The organism is Pseudoalteromonas sp. SG41-1, from assembly GCF_014164575.1.
GTDB classification, from domain to species: domain Bacteria; phylum Pseudomonadota; class Gammaproteobacteria; order Enterobacterales; family Alteromonadaceae; genus Pseudoalteromonas; species Pseudoalteromonas rhizosphaerae.
This window is the reverse complement of the sequence record NZ_JACJFL010000068.1, coordinates 1-17,951: the sequence shown is the minus strand read 5'-3', so window position 1 is coordinate 17,951 and position 17,951 is coordinate 1. Positions and strand designations below refer to the sequence as shown.

Genomic DNA, 17,951 nt, shown 5'->3' with positions numbered 1-17,951 from the left:
ACCGCTTACCGCTTACCGCTTATTCCCTATTTTTTCAATTAATGATAGCGCTGTCATTTTATCTTTTATATGATGGTGGTGAATAAATAATAATAAATAACAGATTACGTGGGGGGAAATGCGTAGTCTTAGGATATACAACGAGGAGAGAGCAATGGATTTTAAAAAGCGAACTTTAGCGAGTTTGATCGCGATAATGCCATTAATGGCACAGGCGCAGTTTTCGCAAACTGATGTGAATAACTTTGCCAAAGAGACCACTCTGACATTTGCTGTGGTAGATAACTTTCATAATAAAGACGCTGGTTTTTTAGGAACTATTACACTAAACAACCAATCTGATGTTGCACTTCCTGCAGGTGAAAGTGACTGGCAGTTGTATATTCACTCAGTTCGTAAGATCAGTACTGAGCTAGTTGCGGGTTTAAATATTGAACACGTAAATGGTGATTTACATCGCATTACCCCAACTAAAAACTTTACAGGGTTAGCTTCAGGTAAAAGCTTAGTACTAGAGTTTGACGCTCAAGTTTGGGTGGTTGCTTATTCTGATTTTATGCCACGTGCTTTTTTTGTATCTGGTGATAATAAACCGGCTATTTTTGCAAATACTGACAGCGAAGATATGACCCAGTTTGTTGCACCGTTCGAGCGTGAAAATCAACTGCGTCGTTATAACGAGCCAAAAGATTTAACGGTATTAGTCACCCCAAAAGTGCGTTTTGAGCGTAATCAACAAACGACAAGTCAAGTATCGCAACAAGACGCATTAAAGCGGATCATTCCAAAGCCACAAAAAGTAGAGTTTAATCGCGGTACTGCAACACTTGATAGCAGCTGGCAGATCACTTTCCAAGGTCAGTTAAAGAACGAAGTCATGGTGTTTATGCAAGATTTGCAAGATGACTATGGCCTGACCTTAAAAGCCCAGCCAGATCACATCAAACTAGCAAAAGAAAAACTGATCAGCTTAAAAGTAAATCCACAGTTGGCCGGTGGTAAATCAGAAAGTTACACTCTTGAAATAGATGACGATCGTATTGAAATTGTTGGGAGTGATAATGCCGGTGTCTTCTATGCCATGCAGAGCTTACTTAATCTACTCCCGGCAAATAGCCAAGGCACTGTAGACATTCCACAACTTGAGATTGAAGACAGCCCTCGTTATACCTGGCGTGGCATGCACTATGATAATGGCCGCAATTACCACGGCAAAGACGCTATGTTCAAATTAGTTGAGCAAATGGCGCGTTATAAAATGAATAAACTACATTGGCACTTTTCAGAAGATGAAGGTTGGCGCTTAGAAATTCCAGGATTACCAGAGCTAACTGATATTGGTGGTTATCGCTGTTTTGACCTTGAAGAAAAAGAATGTCTGTTAACACAGCTAGGAACCGGGCCATTTAAATCGGGCTCAGGTAATGGTTACTTAACCCGTAGCGAGTTTATTGAATTACTAACATTTGCTAAAGACCGCCATATTCAAATCATTCCTGAAATTGAAGGGCCGGGGCATGCTCGAGCATCAATCAAAGCAATGGAAGCGCGTTATCATAAGCTTGCTGATGAAGCTCAAAAAACAGCTAAAAATAACCTTCTTAATAAAAAGAATGCAGGAAAAGAAACGCAGCAAGTCGATATTAGTGCAGCGACACAATATTTATTGAGCGATCCAAAAGACACCTCGGTATATATGACGGTGCAAAACTACAAAGATAACTCGATGAACGTATGCATGGATTCAACCTATGCTTTTTTAGATAAGGTTACCTACGAATTACAACAAATGTACCGCGAAGCCGGTGTGCAATTGACTAACTTACACTTTGGTGGCGATGAAGTGGGTGCCGGTTCATGGGTTGGCTCGCCAATATGCCAAGCAATGTTTGCCGACCCTAATAATGGGGTTGCCGGTGCCGCAGATCTAAAACCTTACTTTACACAACGTGTGGCCAAGTTACTTGAAAAGCGCGGTATTTCGCCAGGTGCATGGGAAGATGGTTTAATGTATGACCGCACTAACCCGTTTAAGCGCGATGAATTTCCAAATAAAACCTTTACAGCAAACGTCTGGGACAATATTTGGGAGTGGGGTGTTGCAGACAGAGCTTACCGCCTTGCCAATGCAGGTTATCAAGTTATATTATCGCATGGTACACACTTATACTTTGACCATCCTTATGAAGCTCACCCAGAAGAACGTGGATATTATTGGGCAACTCGCTATACCGATACTAAAAAAGCATTTAATTATATGCCAGACGATGTGTATGCAAATGCCGATTACACCCGAACACGGGAGCCGATAGATAACCTTGAAGCTTTAGTTGGTCGTCCACTACCAAAATTAGAAAAGCCAGAAAACATCTTAGGTATGCAAGGACAAGTTTGGTCTGAAACTATTCGAACCGAAGATCAAGTATTGGCAATGATATTCCCGCGAATTCTGTCTGTTGCTGAGCGTGCATGGCATAAAGCACCATGGGAGGGCGAGCAGGTTGATCGTAAAAGCCAAGAAAAAGACTGGGCACAATTTTCTGCTGCAGTTGGTTTGAAAGAGCTTACAAAGTTGGCAAATGCAGGTGTAACTTTGAATTTACCTGTACCTGGAGGTGTGATCAACAATGGTAAGCTTGAGATTAATACGCCATTTGCATATTTAAATACCGAGTATAGTTTAGATAATGGCGCGAGTTGGCAGCAATATACAGCTCCGATCAGTGTTTCTGAACAGCAGTCTGTGGCATTACGTAGTAGCTTAAATAGTAAACTGAAGAGCAGAATTACTCATATAAATTAATATATTAGTAACTAATTACGTTTTGAAAGGGCCATAAAGGCCCTTTTTTGTGCCGTTGTAAAATAAATTGTTACTAGTAATATGGCTGTAATTAACGTAAAGTTTTATGGCAGCGCTGTCATTTTTGTTTCGACATTGTCATTTAAATGTCGCCAAAGTGTTATAAAGTACAGCAACGCTAATCGTCGATTTAAGTTTTTTTGAACTTAATTGCAATAAATAATTACAACGATAGCTCGCAACAAGAAGAAGTTTTATGGAAGCCACTGTGTCAAAAATAAACAAACAAAGTAACTTTATACCCATGGCCATTGTTGCCACTTTATTCTTCATCCTAGGTTTTGCAACCTGGTTGAACGGTTCACTAATGCCATACTTAAAACAAGTATTACAGCTTAGTCCATTTCAAGCGTCACTGATTTTATTCTCGTTTTATATAGCTGTTACTTTTACTGCAGTGCCATCGGCAATGATCATTCGTAAAGTTGGTTATAAAAATGGTATGGCACTCGGTATGGCAACCATGATGGTGGCAGGTTTGTTATTTATTCCAGCTGCAAAAACTCAAGTGTTTGCTTTGTTTTTATTTGCGCAGTTGGTTATGGGGGCTGGTCAAACCTTGTTGCAAACAGCAGTAAATCCGTATGTTGTTAGGATTGGGCCTGAAGAGTCAGCTGCTGCACGTGTTAGTATCATGGGGATATTAAATAAAGGCGCAGGCGTGATTGCGCCAATCGTTTTTACAGCATTAATTTTAAGTGATTTTACTGGCCTCGTTGGTAAAGATTTATCACAAGCTGAAATTGATTCAATGGCGAATAGTTTAATTTACCCTTATTTAGGGTTAGCGCTATTTATTGGTGCACTGGCATTTGCCGTGACAAAGATGCCATTACCAGAGCTTGTTGATGATGAGGAGCAAGGTGCTAAAGGGCAAGTAAAAGAGGCGCTTTCCCATCCAAGTCTTGCACTAGGGGTGCTTGCTTTGTTCGTTTATGTAGCCGTGGAGGTGATTGCAGGCGATACCATTGGTACTTTTGCGTTATCGCTAGGTGTTGAAAAATATAGTGTCATGACCTCTTATACGATGGCTTGTATGGTGCTGGGTTATATCTTAGGTATTGCACTTATACCACGTGTTATTTCGCAGCAAACTGCATTGAGTTTGTCTGCTACTCTAGGCTGCGTACTAACCCTTGCCGTGGTATTTAGCGATACTAGTTCAGTGGTTGTCGCAACAGCGCTTGGTTTAGAGGTACAATTACCAGATACACTATTGATGATAGCTGTGTTAGGATTTGCGAATGCTATTGTATGGCCTGCGGTATGGCCGTTAGCGTTGTCTGGGTTAGGTAAATTAACCAGTGTTGGTTCTGGTCTGCTTGTAATGGGTATCGCCGGTGGTGCGTTTGGTCCACTATTTTGGGGTCTAGCAAGCGGTGGTGTGGATTCTGCCGAGGCTCAGCAGGGCGCTTATATCGTAATGTTACCTTGTTATTTATTCATCCTTTTCTATGCTGTTAAAGGGCACAAGATGAAAAGCTGGAAATAAGATTAAAGTTGAAAGGTTCAAGGTAAAAGTTTAGCTTTGTAGAACCTAGAACCTAGAACCTAGAACCTAGAACCTAGAACCTAGAACCTTATTTTTGAAAAGAATTTCTATAATGTAGAAATAATCCCGTGTGTAATGCCACCGAAAGGTGGCATTTTTTTGTCTGCAAGAAAGTAGCTTGCGAGCTGGCGAGAGTAAAGTTAGCGAGGGTACGCTAATCGGCGCTAAAGCGCTCTCCTACGGGATGGTGCATGTGTGTATATTTCTTGTAGGAGCAGGCTTCAGCCGTGATTGTGTTTAAGCTTAGGTTATAGGCAAAAGCTGATCGGCGCTAAAGCGCTCTCCTACGGAATAATGCATGTGTATGTTGCTTGTAGGAACAGGCTTCAGCCGTGATTGTGTTTAGGCTTAGGTTATATGCAAAAGCTAATCGGCGCAAAGCGCTCACCTACGGGATAATGCATGTGTATATTTCTTGTAGGAACCGGCTTCAGCCATTATTTTTGGCTTATGCTTAATATTAATTAATCAATAGGATGAAATTTTAAGACGTATTTGATATTGAAATTAAGAAGGGAAAAGATGGGGCGATTGACGGGGCTTGAACCCGCGACAACCGGAATCACAATCCGGGGCTCTACCAACTGAGCTACAACCGCCACAACACACCTTGTTTGGTGTGGCGCGGATAATACATAAAATAATAAATCTTGTGAAGGGTTAAGAGCAAAAAAAGTGAAAAAAATTTAAAATTGAATATTTTTGTTCGTAAAGTAGTCAGAGAATGAATGTTTAAATCGTTTTTTATCTGGTTGGGTAAAATAAAAATTAACCCTAAAGATGTTCTTTTAAAGATAAATAGATTAATTAATTAAATAATAAATTGAAATCAGATATAATTTAACCAGCAAACTGCTTAATACTGAATATCAGGAGTGATAATGGATACAATACTTAACTGGATAAACGAAAACTCAGGTTTGATTTTGCATTATGGCATTCAAGCTGTAATTGCATTGGTGATCTTTCTATTGGGTGGTCGTGTTGCAAAATTTTGCTCTAACCTAACTGAAAAAGCATTCGACAAAAAGAAAGTAGATAAAGCTGTAGGTTCGTTCGTATCTAGCATTGTTTATGCCATCGTATTTATGGCAACAATCTTAATGGCATTGTCACAAATAGGCATAGAAACCACTTCATTTATCGCTATTTTAGGTGCTGCAGGCTTAGCAGTTGGCTTAGCACTGCAAGGTTCACTATCTAACTTCGCATCTGGCGTACTTATTATATTACTTCGTCCTTTCAAATCGGGTGATTATGTCGAAGCTGGCGGTAAAGCTGGTACAGTGAAAAAAATCGAAATTTTCTCTACTGAACTACGCACACCAGATAACAAAGTTATCATCATGCCAAACTCTAAAATTATGTCTGACTCAATTATTAATTACTCGCGCGAATCAACTCGCCGTATCGATCTAGTTATTGGTGTTGGTTACGATGCAGACTTACGCAAAGCAAAAGAAGTACTTAAATCAGTCCTAGATCAAGAGTCACGCATTCTTAAAGATCCAGCTTATAACGTATCAGTGTCAGAGCTTGCAGATTCAAGCGTAAACTTCATTGTGCGTCCTTGGGTTAACTCAGGCGATTACTGGCCAACTTATTGGTCTTTAATTGAGAACATTAAAATCGCATTAGATGATGCGGATATCACTATTCCATTTCCGCAAATGGATGTTCACTTTCACAAGCAAGATTAATCAACCAAACAAGTAGCAAAGGTTATTTTTTAATGAAATTAAAGCTTTTATCAATTTTAGTTGCAGCATCTGCTGCAACTAACGCATTCGCTGAAGATACTAAAACATGGGAAGTTACCAGTGAGCTAGGTGCAATTATTACCAGCGGTAATACAGAAACAACCACCCTTAAAGGCGGCATCAAGGCGTTACATAACTTAGAAAGCTGGAACAACGAGTATAAAATTAATGGTCTTTATAAAGAAGACGACGTTGAGAATGATGCTGGTATAAAAGAAACGCAACGTACTAACGAAAAATACTCGTTATCAGTACAAGGTAACTATAAGTTAAATGAAGAGCATGCGCATTTATATGTTTATGGTTCACACGTTTCTGATTACTTTGGTGCTTATCGTAGTGAGTCGGTTATTTCAGCGGGTTATGGTCAACGTTTATTAGACCGCTCTGACATGTGGTTAAATGCTGAAATTGGTCCTGGTTATAAGTACTTTCAATATCCTGATACGAGTACCGAAGTTGATGAAAATGGTAACTCTTTAGCGGGTGAGCGTGAAGGTGAGGTTATCGCTCTAGGTAAGCTTGATTATAATTGGCAAATTTCTGATAACGCAAAGCTTACTCAGTTAGTTTCAGTCGAATACGGTGATACCAACACTAAAACACGCTCAGAAACAGCGCTTTTAGCTAAAATCAACGGTTCATTACAAATGAAGGTTGCTTATAACATTACTAACAACTCAGTTGTTGCTGACGACAAAGAAAGCACAGACACAGAAACGTCGCTGACATTGGTTTACAGTTTTTAACAATTAAGCCTCGTTTAGTGACATTTAACTGTAATAAAGGGACGTAAGTCCCTTTTTTATTTGTTTGTAAATAATGTAGAATAGCCAATCTTTTGGCCGTTGTTCTAGGAAAAACCTACTTGTGATGCTTTTTAAACGATTTTTAATATTTTTTTTACTGCTAACGACTGCATCTGCATTTGCTTTCACTCCTACTGCATCGCAAATTGAACAATTTAAAAAGCTACCGAAAGCGCAGCAAGAAGCACTTGCTATGCAATATGGTGTTGATCTAACGAGTATCACTGGTAATCAATCATCACCTAGCGCAGCAGCAGAAGAACAACAAACTGTTTATCCGCGTCAAGAACAAGAAGAGCCAGTTTTAACAGACGAAGAACGCTTTGATCCACAAAGAGATGAAATCAAGCCTTTTGGTTACGAGTTATTCTCTGGTGAGCCTACGACCTTCATGCCAAGTGAAAATGCGGCTGTACCAGAAACATATTTAATTGGCCGCGGTGATCAATTAAAAATTAACTTTTATGGTAAAGAAAGTGAAAGCTACGAAGTTGTAGTGGATCGTGAAGGCCGAATTAATATACCTAACTTAAGCCCTGTCACCGTTGCTGGGCTTACATTTGGTGAAATAAAAGAACTTATCAAAGCTAAAGTTGAACAAGAAATTATAGGCGTAAAAGCGTTTGTATCTTTAGGTCAATTGCGCAGTATGCGTATTTTAGTGTTAGGTGAAGCATATAAGCCGGGTAGTTATAGCGTATCGTCGTTGACCACAGTGTCGCATGCACTTTTTATTAGTGGTGGTGTATCAGACATTGCATCCTTACGTAATATTCAAGTAAAACGTGCTGGTAAAGTCATTGCAAACTTTGATCTGTATGAATTACTAATTAAAGGTGATAGTAGAAACGATATCACTTTAAAATCAGGCGATGTGGTTTTTGTTCCACCCGTAGGGGCCCAAGTTGCTGTTGAAGGGCTGGTTAAACGTCCTGCAATCTTTGAAATAAAAAATAATGAAACTGCCCAAGATATATTGAAAATGGCCGGTGGCTTAAAGCCAGAAGCGTATGCACAAAAAGCAATTATCGAGCGCTTTAATAATTACAATGCGAAAGAAATTTTATCAGTCGATTTTAGTGTTAACGATATCAACTATATTCCGCAAGATGGCGACAGAATTCGTTTTAATCCGGTAAGTTTACAGATTCAAAACTCAATTACCGTTATTGGTGCAGTAGCTCGCCCAGGAAGTTATCAATGGCATCAAGGTAAGCGTATTTCTGATGTGTTTACGTCTGTTCGTGGTGATTTGTTACCACAAGCTGACCTTAGTTATGCTTTGTTAGTGCGTGAAATCAATATTGCAGGCGATATTGAGGTGTATCAATTTGATATTGCGCAAGCGATTGTAAAAGCAGCTGAACACGATTTAGAGTTGCAAGCAAATGACAAGTTATTAGTTTTTAGCCGCTTTGAAGCAAAAGAAGCTGAAGAGTTAGCGCTAACAAATATGGCACTGACCGAAAAGCAGCAGCAACAACAAATCAAAGTTGAGCAGTGGCATAAATATCAAAAGAAAGAATTCGAAAAATACATAGGGGTTATTCAAAGTGAAGATCCTTTCAAAAAGCCTGATGACGGCGCCAATTTAACTATTGCTCAATTGGCCAAGCAAAGAAAAGCGGCTGAAGAGGCTGCTGAGCTTGCGCCTGAAGATTATTCAATCTTTAGTCGCTATAACATATTAAAACCAATCAAAGCTAAATTAAAACAGCAAGCTTCAGTAACTCAAGCCATGCAGTTAATTGAAATAAATGGTCACGTTGCTTACCCAGGTGTATATCCATTAACAGTAGGCGCTGAAGTTAACGAACTAATTATAGCCGCTGGTGGGTTACTTGAATCTGCTTATACAGAGCAAGCTGAAATTACCCGGTTATTAGCTGGTGATGCTTCTAAAGTCGAGCACATAAAGTTTAATTTACATAAAGCTATGCTAGGGGAACTTGGTGATAACCGAAAACTGCGAAGTAAAGATAGTTTAAATGTATTCTCAATCCCTAACTGGCAAGAAAATGTAAAAGTTGAGTTAAAAGGTGAAGTTAAATTCCCTGGAACTTATACAATTCGTCGTGGTGAAACATTGACTAACCTACTAGAGCGCGCAGGTGGGTTCTCAGAGTTTGCTGAAGAAAAGGCTGCGATTTTCACACGCGAGTCGATTCGTAAACAAGAGCAGCAGCAATTAACTAAGTTATCAGAAGAGTTACGTCGTGATCTTGCGCAAAAAAGCTTTGAGAAAGGCGCCAGAACGTTATCGTACGATGAGATGAACAAGTTACTTATCGACTTAGCAGATATAGAAGCGGTAGGGCGACTCGTTATTGATCTTCCTTTAATCGTTGAAGATAAACAAAAGCTGGTTCTGCAAGACGGCGATACTTTATATGTGCCAAGTAAGCGTGACTCTATCAGTGTAATAGGCGAAGTAAACTATGCCACATCTCACTTATTTAAACCGGGTATTTCATATAATGATTACATCGCCCTTAGTGGTGGTTTAAAAGAGCGCGCTGATGATGAGCGTATCTATATTATCAAAGCCAATGGTTCAGTAAAAATTCCAAATTCAGGAAGTTGGTTTGCTGTCAATGATTCACAAATGCTAGAGGCTGGTGACACAATTGTAGTTCCACTCAATTCTGGTTATATGGATAACCTGACACTGTGGAGCACAGCCACACAAATCATTTATCAACTTGGTGTAGCAGTTGCTGCGATTAGTAGTATTTAATTAAATTACTAATAAGTTATTAAGCTTAATTAGAGTTATAGCTTTGAATACGAAAGTGTATTTTCAAAAGTAACTTAAGATAATGAAGATGGTTAATATGCAAAATTTAGGTACGGAAAAAGAGTTGTTAGTCGATGAAATTAATTACAAAGATTTGTTCTTAATTATTTGGAAAAATAAGTTAACTATATCAATTACAACCATAATATTCTTATTAGGTGCTGTGTTTTTTGCACTGCAAATGCCAAACATTTATAAGTCAGAAGTTTTACTCGCTCCTTCAGAAAAAAATGACAATAGTGGCTTGGCCGGTTTAACCGGTCAATTAGGTGGTATGGCTAGTCTAGCTGGAATTAATCTTGGTTCTCCAGCGACCAGCAATACTCAATTAGCAATTGAAGTTATTAAATCTAGGCAGTTCATAGCTAATTTTATTGAAAAATATAAAATTTTACCTGACCTTATTGCTGCAGAAAGTTGGAGCCTAGCTAGCAATACACTTTCTTTTGATGCTGATTTGTATGATCCAACAACTAAAACTTGGGTGCGTGAGGTGAGTCCACCCTATACACCTAAGCCATCAACTCAAGAAGCTTATAAAGTATTTATGGAGTTGTTTAATGTTATGGAAGATCCAGATACAGGTATGGTTCAAGTATCGATAGAGCATCTATCACCTTTTATCGCACAGCAATGGGTTAACTGGTTAATTTTAGAAATTAACAAAGAAATGAAGGAAAGAGACGTAGCAGAGGCCCTAAAAAGCACTGAGTTTCTTACAGAGCAATTAGAGCAGACTAAAGTTGTTGATATTAGAGCTGTTTTATACAAGTTGGTCGAAGAACAGGCGCGAACTATTATGTTAGCGAATGTGCGTGATGAGTATGTTTTTAAAACAATTGATCCTGCGATTGCCCCACAAGAAAAGTCAAAACCAAGCCGTGCCCTAATCTGTTTAATAGGTTTATTATTAGGCTTTTTACTCAGCTCAATGGTTGTGGTTTTTAGACACTTTAATCGTCAGGGTTAGTGTATTTATGAAAAATTATGTTGATTTAAGGTTTTGTTATGGGTTTTAAAATAATACCAAATCAAGCTGAAGGTGTTTCTTTTGAGGATATGTCTATTTTGAGACGAATGGAAAAACCATTTAAATCGAAAAAAGAAGCATTAAAGCAAGATATTATATACTTGTATTGCCCTGATGAAGCCGTCTCGGAAGTGGAAGCTATTGCTATTAATTACGAGTTCACCATAGTCATAAATCGCTATAACATTGATAATTTTAGTAAAAAGGTAATATGCCACTTTAAGAGTGCAGCGCTAGGTAAACAGCAAAGAAACTTTTTAGTGAGTGCTACAGAGTGCGGAGCTTGGGTTGAGCCCCTGGTGAGTTACTTGGATGAGCGATTAAAATATACTGAGGTGTCACTGCTTCATAGTAGCTACTTTTTGCATCAAAAAGCGTTTTCTATTTTATCGCAAAAGAGAACCCAATTAGTTAAGCGATTTTTAGATATTACTAGTTCCTTAGCGATCTTGATTGTCACTCTGCCAATTTCTTTATTAGCTGCAATTGCAATAAAGCTAGAGAGCAAGGGGCCATTGTTTTTTTTGCAAAAAAGAACAGGGCAATATAATAAAGAATTTAAGGTTATTAAATTTCGTTCCATGCGAAATGACGCCGAAAAAGATGGCGCACAATGGGCTGACGAAAATGACATAAGAGTAACTAAAGTCGGTCATTTCATTAGGAAAACACGAATTGATGAAATTCCACAGCTAGTCAATGTCCTCAAAGGTGAAATGTCGATTGTAGGTCCAAGGCCGGAACGAGAAATTTTTATTACTGAACTCGAGAAAGTGATCCCTTACTATCGCTTTAGGCATGCAGTTAAACCAGGAGTGACTGGATTAGCGCAGGTAAGCTATCCATATGGCGCTTCAGTTGAAGATGCAGTATGGAAACACAAGTACGATATTCACTATATTAAGCATCACTCAAGTTTTTTGGATTTAAAAATACTGTTATTAACAGTAAAGACGGTGATCTTTGGGATGGGGCGATAAATGGGATTACTACTTCCCAAATTCTCTGCGCTAGGTTCTTTGTATCATGGAGAATCACCAGAATATTTGCAAATGGCGCTTTCTAGCTTGAATGAGCAGAGCTTAAAAGCTGATGAAGTTATACTGGTATTTGATGGACCTGTAGGTGATGAACTACAAATTATCGTACAGCGATGGCAAAAAAAGTTAAATATTAAAGTAGTTGCACTGCAAACTAACCAAGGCTTAGGTGATGCGCTTAATCATGGCTTGGCAGCATGCACGCATAGTTATATAGCACGTTTTGATACCGATGATATAAATGCACCTGAACGCTTTGAAAAGCAACTTAAGATAGCTGTTGAGAAAAATGCTGATCTGGTTAGTGCTACCGTAGAAGAGTTTGATCAAGTTCCTGGGGATTTGCAGCGTTTCCGTTGTGCGTCGCAATCAGAACATTTAAAAAAACAGCTGGCAAAAAGAAATGTTATAAATCATATGGCTGTGTTGTTTAAAAAGGATGCCGTTTTACTTGCAGGAGGTTACTTGCACCTTCATTTTATGGAGGATTACTATCTGTGGCTACGCATGAAAAGTAATAATGCTCAATTTATCTTAATGCCAGAGCCTTTGGTTGATGCTCGTATTGGCAATGGAATGGAAAAAAGGCGTTCCGGTTGGAATTATGTAAAGTCAGAGTGGCAATTAGCCAAAGTTAAAAATCAACTTGGATATACCAGTAAATTGAGTGGCGCTATGTTGTTTTGTTTAAGAGCGTCGACTCGTCTTTTGCCTGTATCAATTCTAAAAAGTATATACAAAGTATTCTTGAGGAATTAAGCCATCATTTCTAAATATGCGCGTACTAAAATAACAGCCTTACTTTCTGCTGCAGCTTTATATTTCCCCCAATTAGCCTTTAGCTTAATGGCGCCAATTATCATTTTTCAGGGAGACAAGCCAGAGCAGGGTATGTTGTTTTTTTATGCCTGTACATTCGGTGTTGGTTTACTCTCAAGTGGCTTTAGTAATACAACTCATTATCTGGTGCAGAAAGATCGTAAAAAAGAAGGATTAATAAACTTTGCTGGGATATATGGTTTAGTTAGGTTTATAGCTGCAGGAGCTGTTTACTTTTCTGGTTTTGAATTTACTTTTTTAGAAATTAATTATTCAACTAACTTTATCGTTTTACTGATTTTGAGTTCTTTACCTAGCTGGGCATTTTTATATGTTTTGGGCTTAAACAAGTTACCAACGGCTATAGCGTGGGCCGAAAGCATATTAAAGTTAATCATATTGTACGTTTGTATAATTAACAAAGAGCCTATTTGGTACTTTCTAATCGTAACTACAGCGTTAAATGTGTTTATTACTGCCTCATATATTTTTAAAGTACAGTTTTTGGATTGGCAAAATTATCGATTATTTGTTAATGAGCACTTTCCTTTTATAACAAGTGGTGCCTTATTTTCGGTAGCTTGGCTTATTTTCATGTCGAATGTACTTAATAGTCAGTCTTTAAACTCGGCAATAATTGTTGCTTTAGAGCGTGCCTTACGGGTTTTCGAACGACTCAGTTCGGTATTAACAACATTAATATTTAGAAAAAATAAAAAAGTGTTAGCTGATTCACATAAAAAAACACTGTTAACAATTAATAAAAAAATATTACCATATTTTTTAGTTGTAGTTTTTGTGCTTTTCTATTACGTGGATGCATTATTTTTAATCTTTCTTGTAAGTATATTAAATGTATTTTGGGGCCAGTTATTACAGCAACTAGTTAGGCCTAATCGTTTATTTAATCTCGGCGGAATAGTGCAAGCACTGTTATTAATAGTGCCTTTTTATCTCTTTGATTTATCTAACCACGAGCTATACATTTATTTTCTTTTAGGATGCGCAATGAATTTTATCATTAGAAGGCAGTCATTAATGCTGGAGAATAAACTATGAAGTTACTTGAGATACAAAATAATATGCTTGAGATAGCAATTATGTTTGACAAGTTTTGTACAGAGCATAACCTTGAGTACTCGATCTGTGGCGGCAGTTTAATAGGAGCTGTGCGTCATAAGGGGTTTGTTCCTTGGGATGATGATTTTGATGTCGTAATGCCTAGAGACGACTATAATCGTTTTTTAAAATGCTGGAAAGAAGATAACCGCTTTGCACTGATCAAAGTGGGCGACCATAATTACTATAAACCAGCTACGCCAGCTAAAGTGTATATGAAAGGCACGCGCGTTGCCGAAATTAACGAGTTAGCGAATGGCATGCCTGAATTCTGCCCATATGGTATCTTTTTAGACATATTCCCAGTTGATGAATATCCCGATAATTTTTTAGGTAACTTTTGCAATAAATACATTGGTAAATTAGTGCTTGCCAAATCGATGAGCCAATTCCATCTAAAAAATAAAGGCGTTGTATTTCGAAACTTAGTGAAATTATTACGTTTAGTGCCTGAAAAACTAGTAAATAGTATACGTGATGCTGCTATTAACTATGTAAAACAAAAGGCGTCAACCACCTCTAAAACTTTTATAGGCTATGGTGTTGAAACACCATTTACAAACTTAAAGATCGATAAATCTGCCATGTGGCCAGCAAAACAAGAGTTTGTAATAAATGATTATATCTTTAAAGGGCCACAGTCAGCAGAAACGTACTTAACTTGTCGGTATGGTAATTATATGAGTCTACCACCAGAAAGTATGCGCTTTCAGCATATTGTGAAGGTTAAGCACATCGATGAATGAAAAAAAAGTTCTAATTATACTTGGTGAAGCGCCATTTGTTAAAGGTGATGCAACTTCTAACCCCAGTGTTTCTTGGTTAAAAGAGTATTTTAATGGCTATAAAATGTCGCTTATTATGCGTGGCGCTGGAGATTCTGAGCAAGAAAATCAAAAAATAATTTCTCTGCCGGAGTCTAAAAATACGCTTAGTATGATTAAAGGTTTGTTGTTTAGTAATTCGCACCGAGAGGATTTTGGTAGGGTGCAAAAGGTCATTCGCCAAGAAAAAAATCAATCATCGCTGATTTGGCTAAGAGCCCCTTCGTTGATACCGCTATTGTTAAGTACATGCTGGAAGAAGAAATACGCAGAAAAAATGTATATTCACATTTGCGCTAACAGATTAACCTGGGCTTTTTTAAAGCATAATTTTACTGTAGCTAATTTACTTAAATTTTTAAATGGAAAACTTACCACGCTCATTTTAAAGAAAGCAGAGCGTAGTGGTGCTAAGTTTTTTCATACTGGAAATCAGGTACAAGAAGCGTTTAATATTAAAGACAGCACCTATCTTATCGACTATTTACCAAAACATTACCCTTATAATAATGAGCGAGAGGGGTTTGTTTTTTTAGGGCGCACATCAAAAATTCAAGGTAATGCAGAGCTCTCTCGGTTTGTAAAATGTATTCCTGGCGAGTTGAATTTGTATGGGCCTGGTGAATCAAATGTAATTCCTAATGGAATAAGCTATCAAGGCATTGTAGCTCCTGAGTTAGTGGCTAAAGAGATTTCTCAATATGCGGTATTAGTATGCATAACACATGAATATTATGAAGGTTTTCCGCGTGTATTGGCGGAGGCAATTAGCCAAGACATGTGGGTTGTTGTTAATAGAAGTTGCACTTTCTTTGCTGATATAAAATATTATCCTTATTTAATTATATCTGAAGATATTGCTAATGTTCATCAGCTAGAAAGTCTATTACAAAAAAGGCCTATGCAATCAAATAATGACTTTAAGCAAAATATAGAAGATAAAAGCCTAATAAATGGTTAACTTATTATTTCGCGCATTTATTATTTTGATAGCTTTAGTCGCTACAAATGAATATTTAGATGATTACCAAAAGTTAATGACTGCCTATAACAAAGGGCAAGAGGCATTTGGTTATCTCTTTATTGTTCTGGGCGATGTATTCAGAAGCTTAGGTTTAAGCTACTTTTATGTGCATTTAAGTTATCTAGTTATTATGGCGGTATCAATAGCGGCGCTAACCCGAAACTTATTTTTTATGGTTGTGTTAATTGTTTTAGTAGGTGAAATACTAAACGAACAAACGCGGTTTTTTACGGGGGCTTTTGGGGCAATTGCATTGCTGATATATGCTAAAAAACTAAAAGTTTTGTCGGCTACTTCGGTGCTTGTTCATCCTGCCGCAGGTGTTTTAGCTTTTGCAGGGTATATAACTAATAGGCTATTTATAAAGTTTGCTACGCCTACTTTGTTTTTAGCTTGCGGTTGCAGTGCTTTTATTCTCAGTGAGATCATCCGCGATATAATTATTATGATCGGTTCTAAGCTAGGTTATGGCTATGAAGGCACTGTTTACTTAGAGCCATTATCGTTAGTTGGAAAGGTGTTTTTATTTTTTATTTTATTCTTAGAGTTTTTTAAGTTTAAAAGTGAAGTAAAACTAAACCGGGCAAAAGACTTTTATTTAGTAAAGTCGTTTTTGTTACTTACAATTTTATTTTCAAGCTTTGCTATTGTGTCGGGCAGGTTGTTGTTGATAGTGACGGTTTTACTGGTAGCAACAAGTACTATGCCTACGGTTTTCGTAAAGCGAAAAGTTTCCGTAAACTATAATAAATTAGTGTTATTTTCTGCGTGTATTGTATTTGCAGCGTTACTTGTACGGTTATATAAATTGTTAGCTGGCGATAGCTAATAAACGAAAGAAAATTAAAGAGGTATATTATGAAGAGTAGAGTTGTGTATGTATCGGGGACCTTTGACCTGTTTCACAGTAATCATTTAAAAATGATCAATTATGGTCGTGGTTTAGGTGACACCCTTATTGTAGGTGTTAGTACTGACGAACTTGTATGTTCTTATAAAAAGCCGCCAGCGGTGCCGTTTGAAGAGCGCATAGCCATTGTTGAGGGTTTAAGAGACCCTGACGTGGTGATCCCACAACGCACATTAGACCATAATGAAACAGTCGAGAACTTAAATATCGACATTTTTGTTATTGGAGATGACTGGAAAGGGAAATACGACTACCTAAAAGATCAAGGCGTACAGGTGTTTTATTTTCCTTATGGGGCCGGTGTTAGCTCAACCAACTTAAAAAAGAAAATTTACGACCAATATAAAAAACTTATTGAGCCAAGTGATGTACACCCAATTCCCGAGCCTAAAAAATGAATATATTAATAACAGGTGGTCAGGGTGACCTTGCAAAATTTTTAACACAATCTTTAATAGCGGCCGGACACCAAGTAGCGGCTCCGTCGCGTATTGACCTTAATGTTGCAGATCCAAGCTCAGTGGAAGGTTATTTTAGCGGACGCCAGTTTGATATTGTTATCAATGCTGCAGGAACACTTTATTCATGTTTAGTTGCTGAATCAGATCCGCAATTATGGATTAGAGATATTGAAGTAAACTTAATTGGTACTTACCTTATTTGTAGATCAGCTTTAAGAGCAAATAAAAAAACTAAGTTAATAAATATTGCTTCAACAGCCGCTTTTAACAGCTATAAAGATTGGACTTCATATTGTGCAGCTAAGGCTGGTGTGGTTACTTTGTCAAAAGGGCTACATAAGGATGGTTACGATATAACCATATTATGTCCAGGAGCCATTGAAACGAAGCTAAGAGATAACTTGTTAATCGATAACCCAAATGTGATGACGATTGCTGAAGGAGCCGAGCCGATCCTTGCTGCGATAAATGCAAACAGTAACGGTAAGCTATATTTCTATCGAAAAAATGAGCAAACAGAAGAGCAGCTTTAATCGTTGAGTTGTTTTAATAACACGCTAGCTTGCTAGCTTTTTGCTCTGCTGGGTGTTTTTACTCTAGGAGTTTTTGACTCAATTTACTTGGTTTTACTAAATTTGAAGTGATCTATGGTTGCGCATAACCTTAACAAAAAAGCATAGTAAAAAATTAGTAAGTCTCTGTTTAGTTTCTCAGTTTTTACTAAATCAAATTATCCTCAATGGCAGAACTAATGAAAACCCATTAAACATGAAAAGTTTTAATGGGTTTTTTTATAGACACTACCCTAATTAAGCACGTATACCCAAGCCACCTCAAGATGCAGAATTCAGCGTTTCACAGGTGCTTAATATCAAGGCGTTACTTTGCAAGAATGGCAGTCCCTTTTAAGAAGTAACAACGATGAGAGTATGTGCCTGTGAAA

General features: G+C 37.8%; 14 protein-coding genes and 1 tRNA gene. 14 read left to right on the top strand and 1 reads right to left on the bottom strand.

What is annotated here, in order from left to right; all coding sequences use genetic code 11:
• Positions 1 to 154 precede the first annotated feature (154 nt).
• Together H5203_RS21290 and nagP are read left to right on the top strand one after the other, a co-directional pair.
• Positions 155 to 2,803, top strand: coding sequence for a family 20 glycosylhydrolase (locus H5203_RS21290; RefSeq protein WP_182820253.1), 2,649 nt, complete (start codon positions 155 to 157; stop codon positions 2,801 to 2,803).
• A 256-nt stretch (positions 2,804 to 3,059) separates the two neighbouring features.
• Positions 3,060 to 4,355: an N-acetylglucosamine MFS transporter NagP gene (nagP, locus tag H5203_RS21285; RefSeq protein WP_182820252.1), complete on the top strand. Its 1,296-nt coding sequence runs from the start codon at positions 3,060 to 3,062 to the stop codon at positions 4,353 to 4,355.
• Between the two features lie 583 nt (positions 4,356 to 4,938).
• Here nagP and H5203_RS21280 read toward each other — a convergent pair.
• Positions 4,939 to 5,014, bottom strand: a tRNA-His gene (locus H5203_RS21280).
• 282 nt (positions 5,015 to 5,296) lie between these two features.
• On the opposite strand from H5203_RS21280, the gene H5203_RS21275 reads away from it, so the two are divergent.
• The 12 genes from H5203_RS21275 to H5203_RS21220 all read left to right on the top strand — a co-directional run bounded on the left by H5203_RS21275 (position 5,297) and on the right by H5203_RS21220 (position 17,541).
• Positions 5,297 to 6,115, top strand: coding sequence for a mechanosensitive ion channel family protein (locus H5203_RS21275; protein WP_182820251.1), 819 nt, complete (start codon positions 5,297 to 5,299; stop codon positions 6,113 to 6,115).
• A 32-nt stretch (positions 6,116 to 6,147) separates the two neighbouring features.
• Positions 6,148 to 6,924, top strand: a complete 777-nt coding sequence (locus H5203_RS21270; RefSeq protein WP_145236566.1) for a YdiY family protein — start codon at positions 6,148 to 6,150, stop codon at positions 6,922 to 6,924.
• Positions 6,925 to 7,045: 121 nt separating this feature from the next.
• A complete protein-coding gene (locus tag H5203_RS21265) occupies positions 7,046 to 9,721 on the top strand; it encodes an SLBB domain-containing protein (RefSeq protein WP_182760569.1) in 2,676 nt (891 codons plus the stop codon).
• Between the two features lie 97 nt (positions 9,722 to 9,818).
• A complete protein-coding gene (locus H5203_RS21260; protein WP_259401990.1) occupies positions 9,819 to 10,751 on the top strand; it encodes a Wzz/FepE/Etk N-terminal domain-containing protein in 933 nt (310 codons plus the stop codon).
• A 107-nt stretch (positions 10,752 to 10,858) separates the two neighbouring features.
• On the top strand, positions 10,859 to 11,791 hold the full coding sequence (locus H5203_RS21255) for a sugar transferase (protein ID WP_404936227.1): 933 nt from the start codon (positions 10,859 to 10,861) through the stop codon (positions 11,789 to 11,791).
• Positions 11,792 to 12,610, top strand: coding sequence for a glycosyltransferase (locus H5203_RS21250; protein WP_182820249.1), 819 nt, complete (start codon positions 11,792 to 11,794; stop codon positions 12,608 to 12,610).
• Positions 12,611 to 12,697: 87 nt separating this feature from the next.
• Positions 12,698 to 13,729 (top strand): hypothetical protein, encoded by a 1,032-nt coding sequence (locus H5203_RS21245; RefSeq protein ID WP_182732586.1) that lies wholly within the window; start codon positions 12,698 to 12,700, stop codon positions 13,727 to 13,729.
• Positions 13,726 to 14,535 carry a phosphorylcholine transferase LicD gene (locus H5203_RS21240; protein ID WP_182732587.1) on the top strand — a complete coding sequence of 270 codons (810 nt, stop codon included), beginning with the start codon at positions 13,726 to 13,728 and terminating at the stop codon, positions 14,533 to 14,535. Before H5203_RS21245 ends, H5203_RS21240 begins: the two co-directional genes overlap by 4 nt.
• Complete coding sequence (locus tag H5203_RS21235; RefSeq protein ID WP_182820248.1) at positions 14,528 to 15,574, top strand: hypothetical protein; 1,047 nt, start codon at positions 14,528 to 14,530, stop codon at positions 15,572 to 15,574. The genes H5203_RS21240 and H5203_RS21235 overlap by 8 nt, the downstream gene beginning before the upstream one ends.
• The gene (locus H5203_RS21230; protein ID WP_182732589.1) at positions 15,567 to 16,466 is read left to right on the top strand and encodes a hypothetical protein; all 900 of its coding nucleotides are present in this window, start codon (positions 15,567 to 15,569) and stop codon (positions 16,464 to 16,466) included. Before H5203_RS21235 ends, H5203_RS21230 begins: the two co-directional genes overlap by 8 nt.
• Before the next feature lie 29 nt (positions 16,467 to 16,495).
• Entirely contained in the window at positions 16,496 to 16,945 is a 450-nt protein-coding gene (locus tag H5203_RS21225; protein WP_145236594.1) for an adenylyltransferase/cytidyltransferase family protein, read from the top strand.
• A complete protein-coding gene (locus tag H5203_RS21220; RefSeq protein ID WP_182820247.1) occupies positions 16,942 to 17,541 on the top strand; it encodes an SDR family oxidoreductase in 600 nt (199 codons plus the stop codon). The genes H5203_RS21225 and H5203_RS21220 overlap by 4 nt, the downstream gene beginning before the upstream one ends.
• The last annotated feature ends 410 nt before the right edge of the window (positions 17,542 to 17,951 follow it).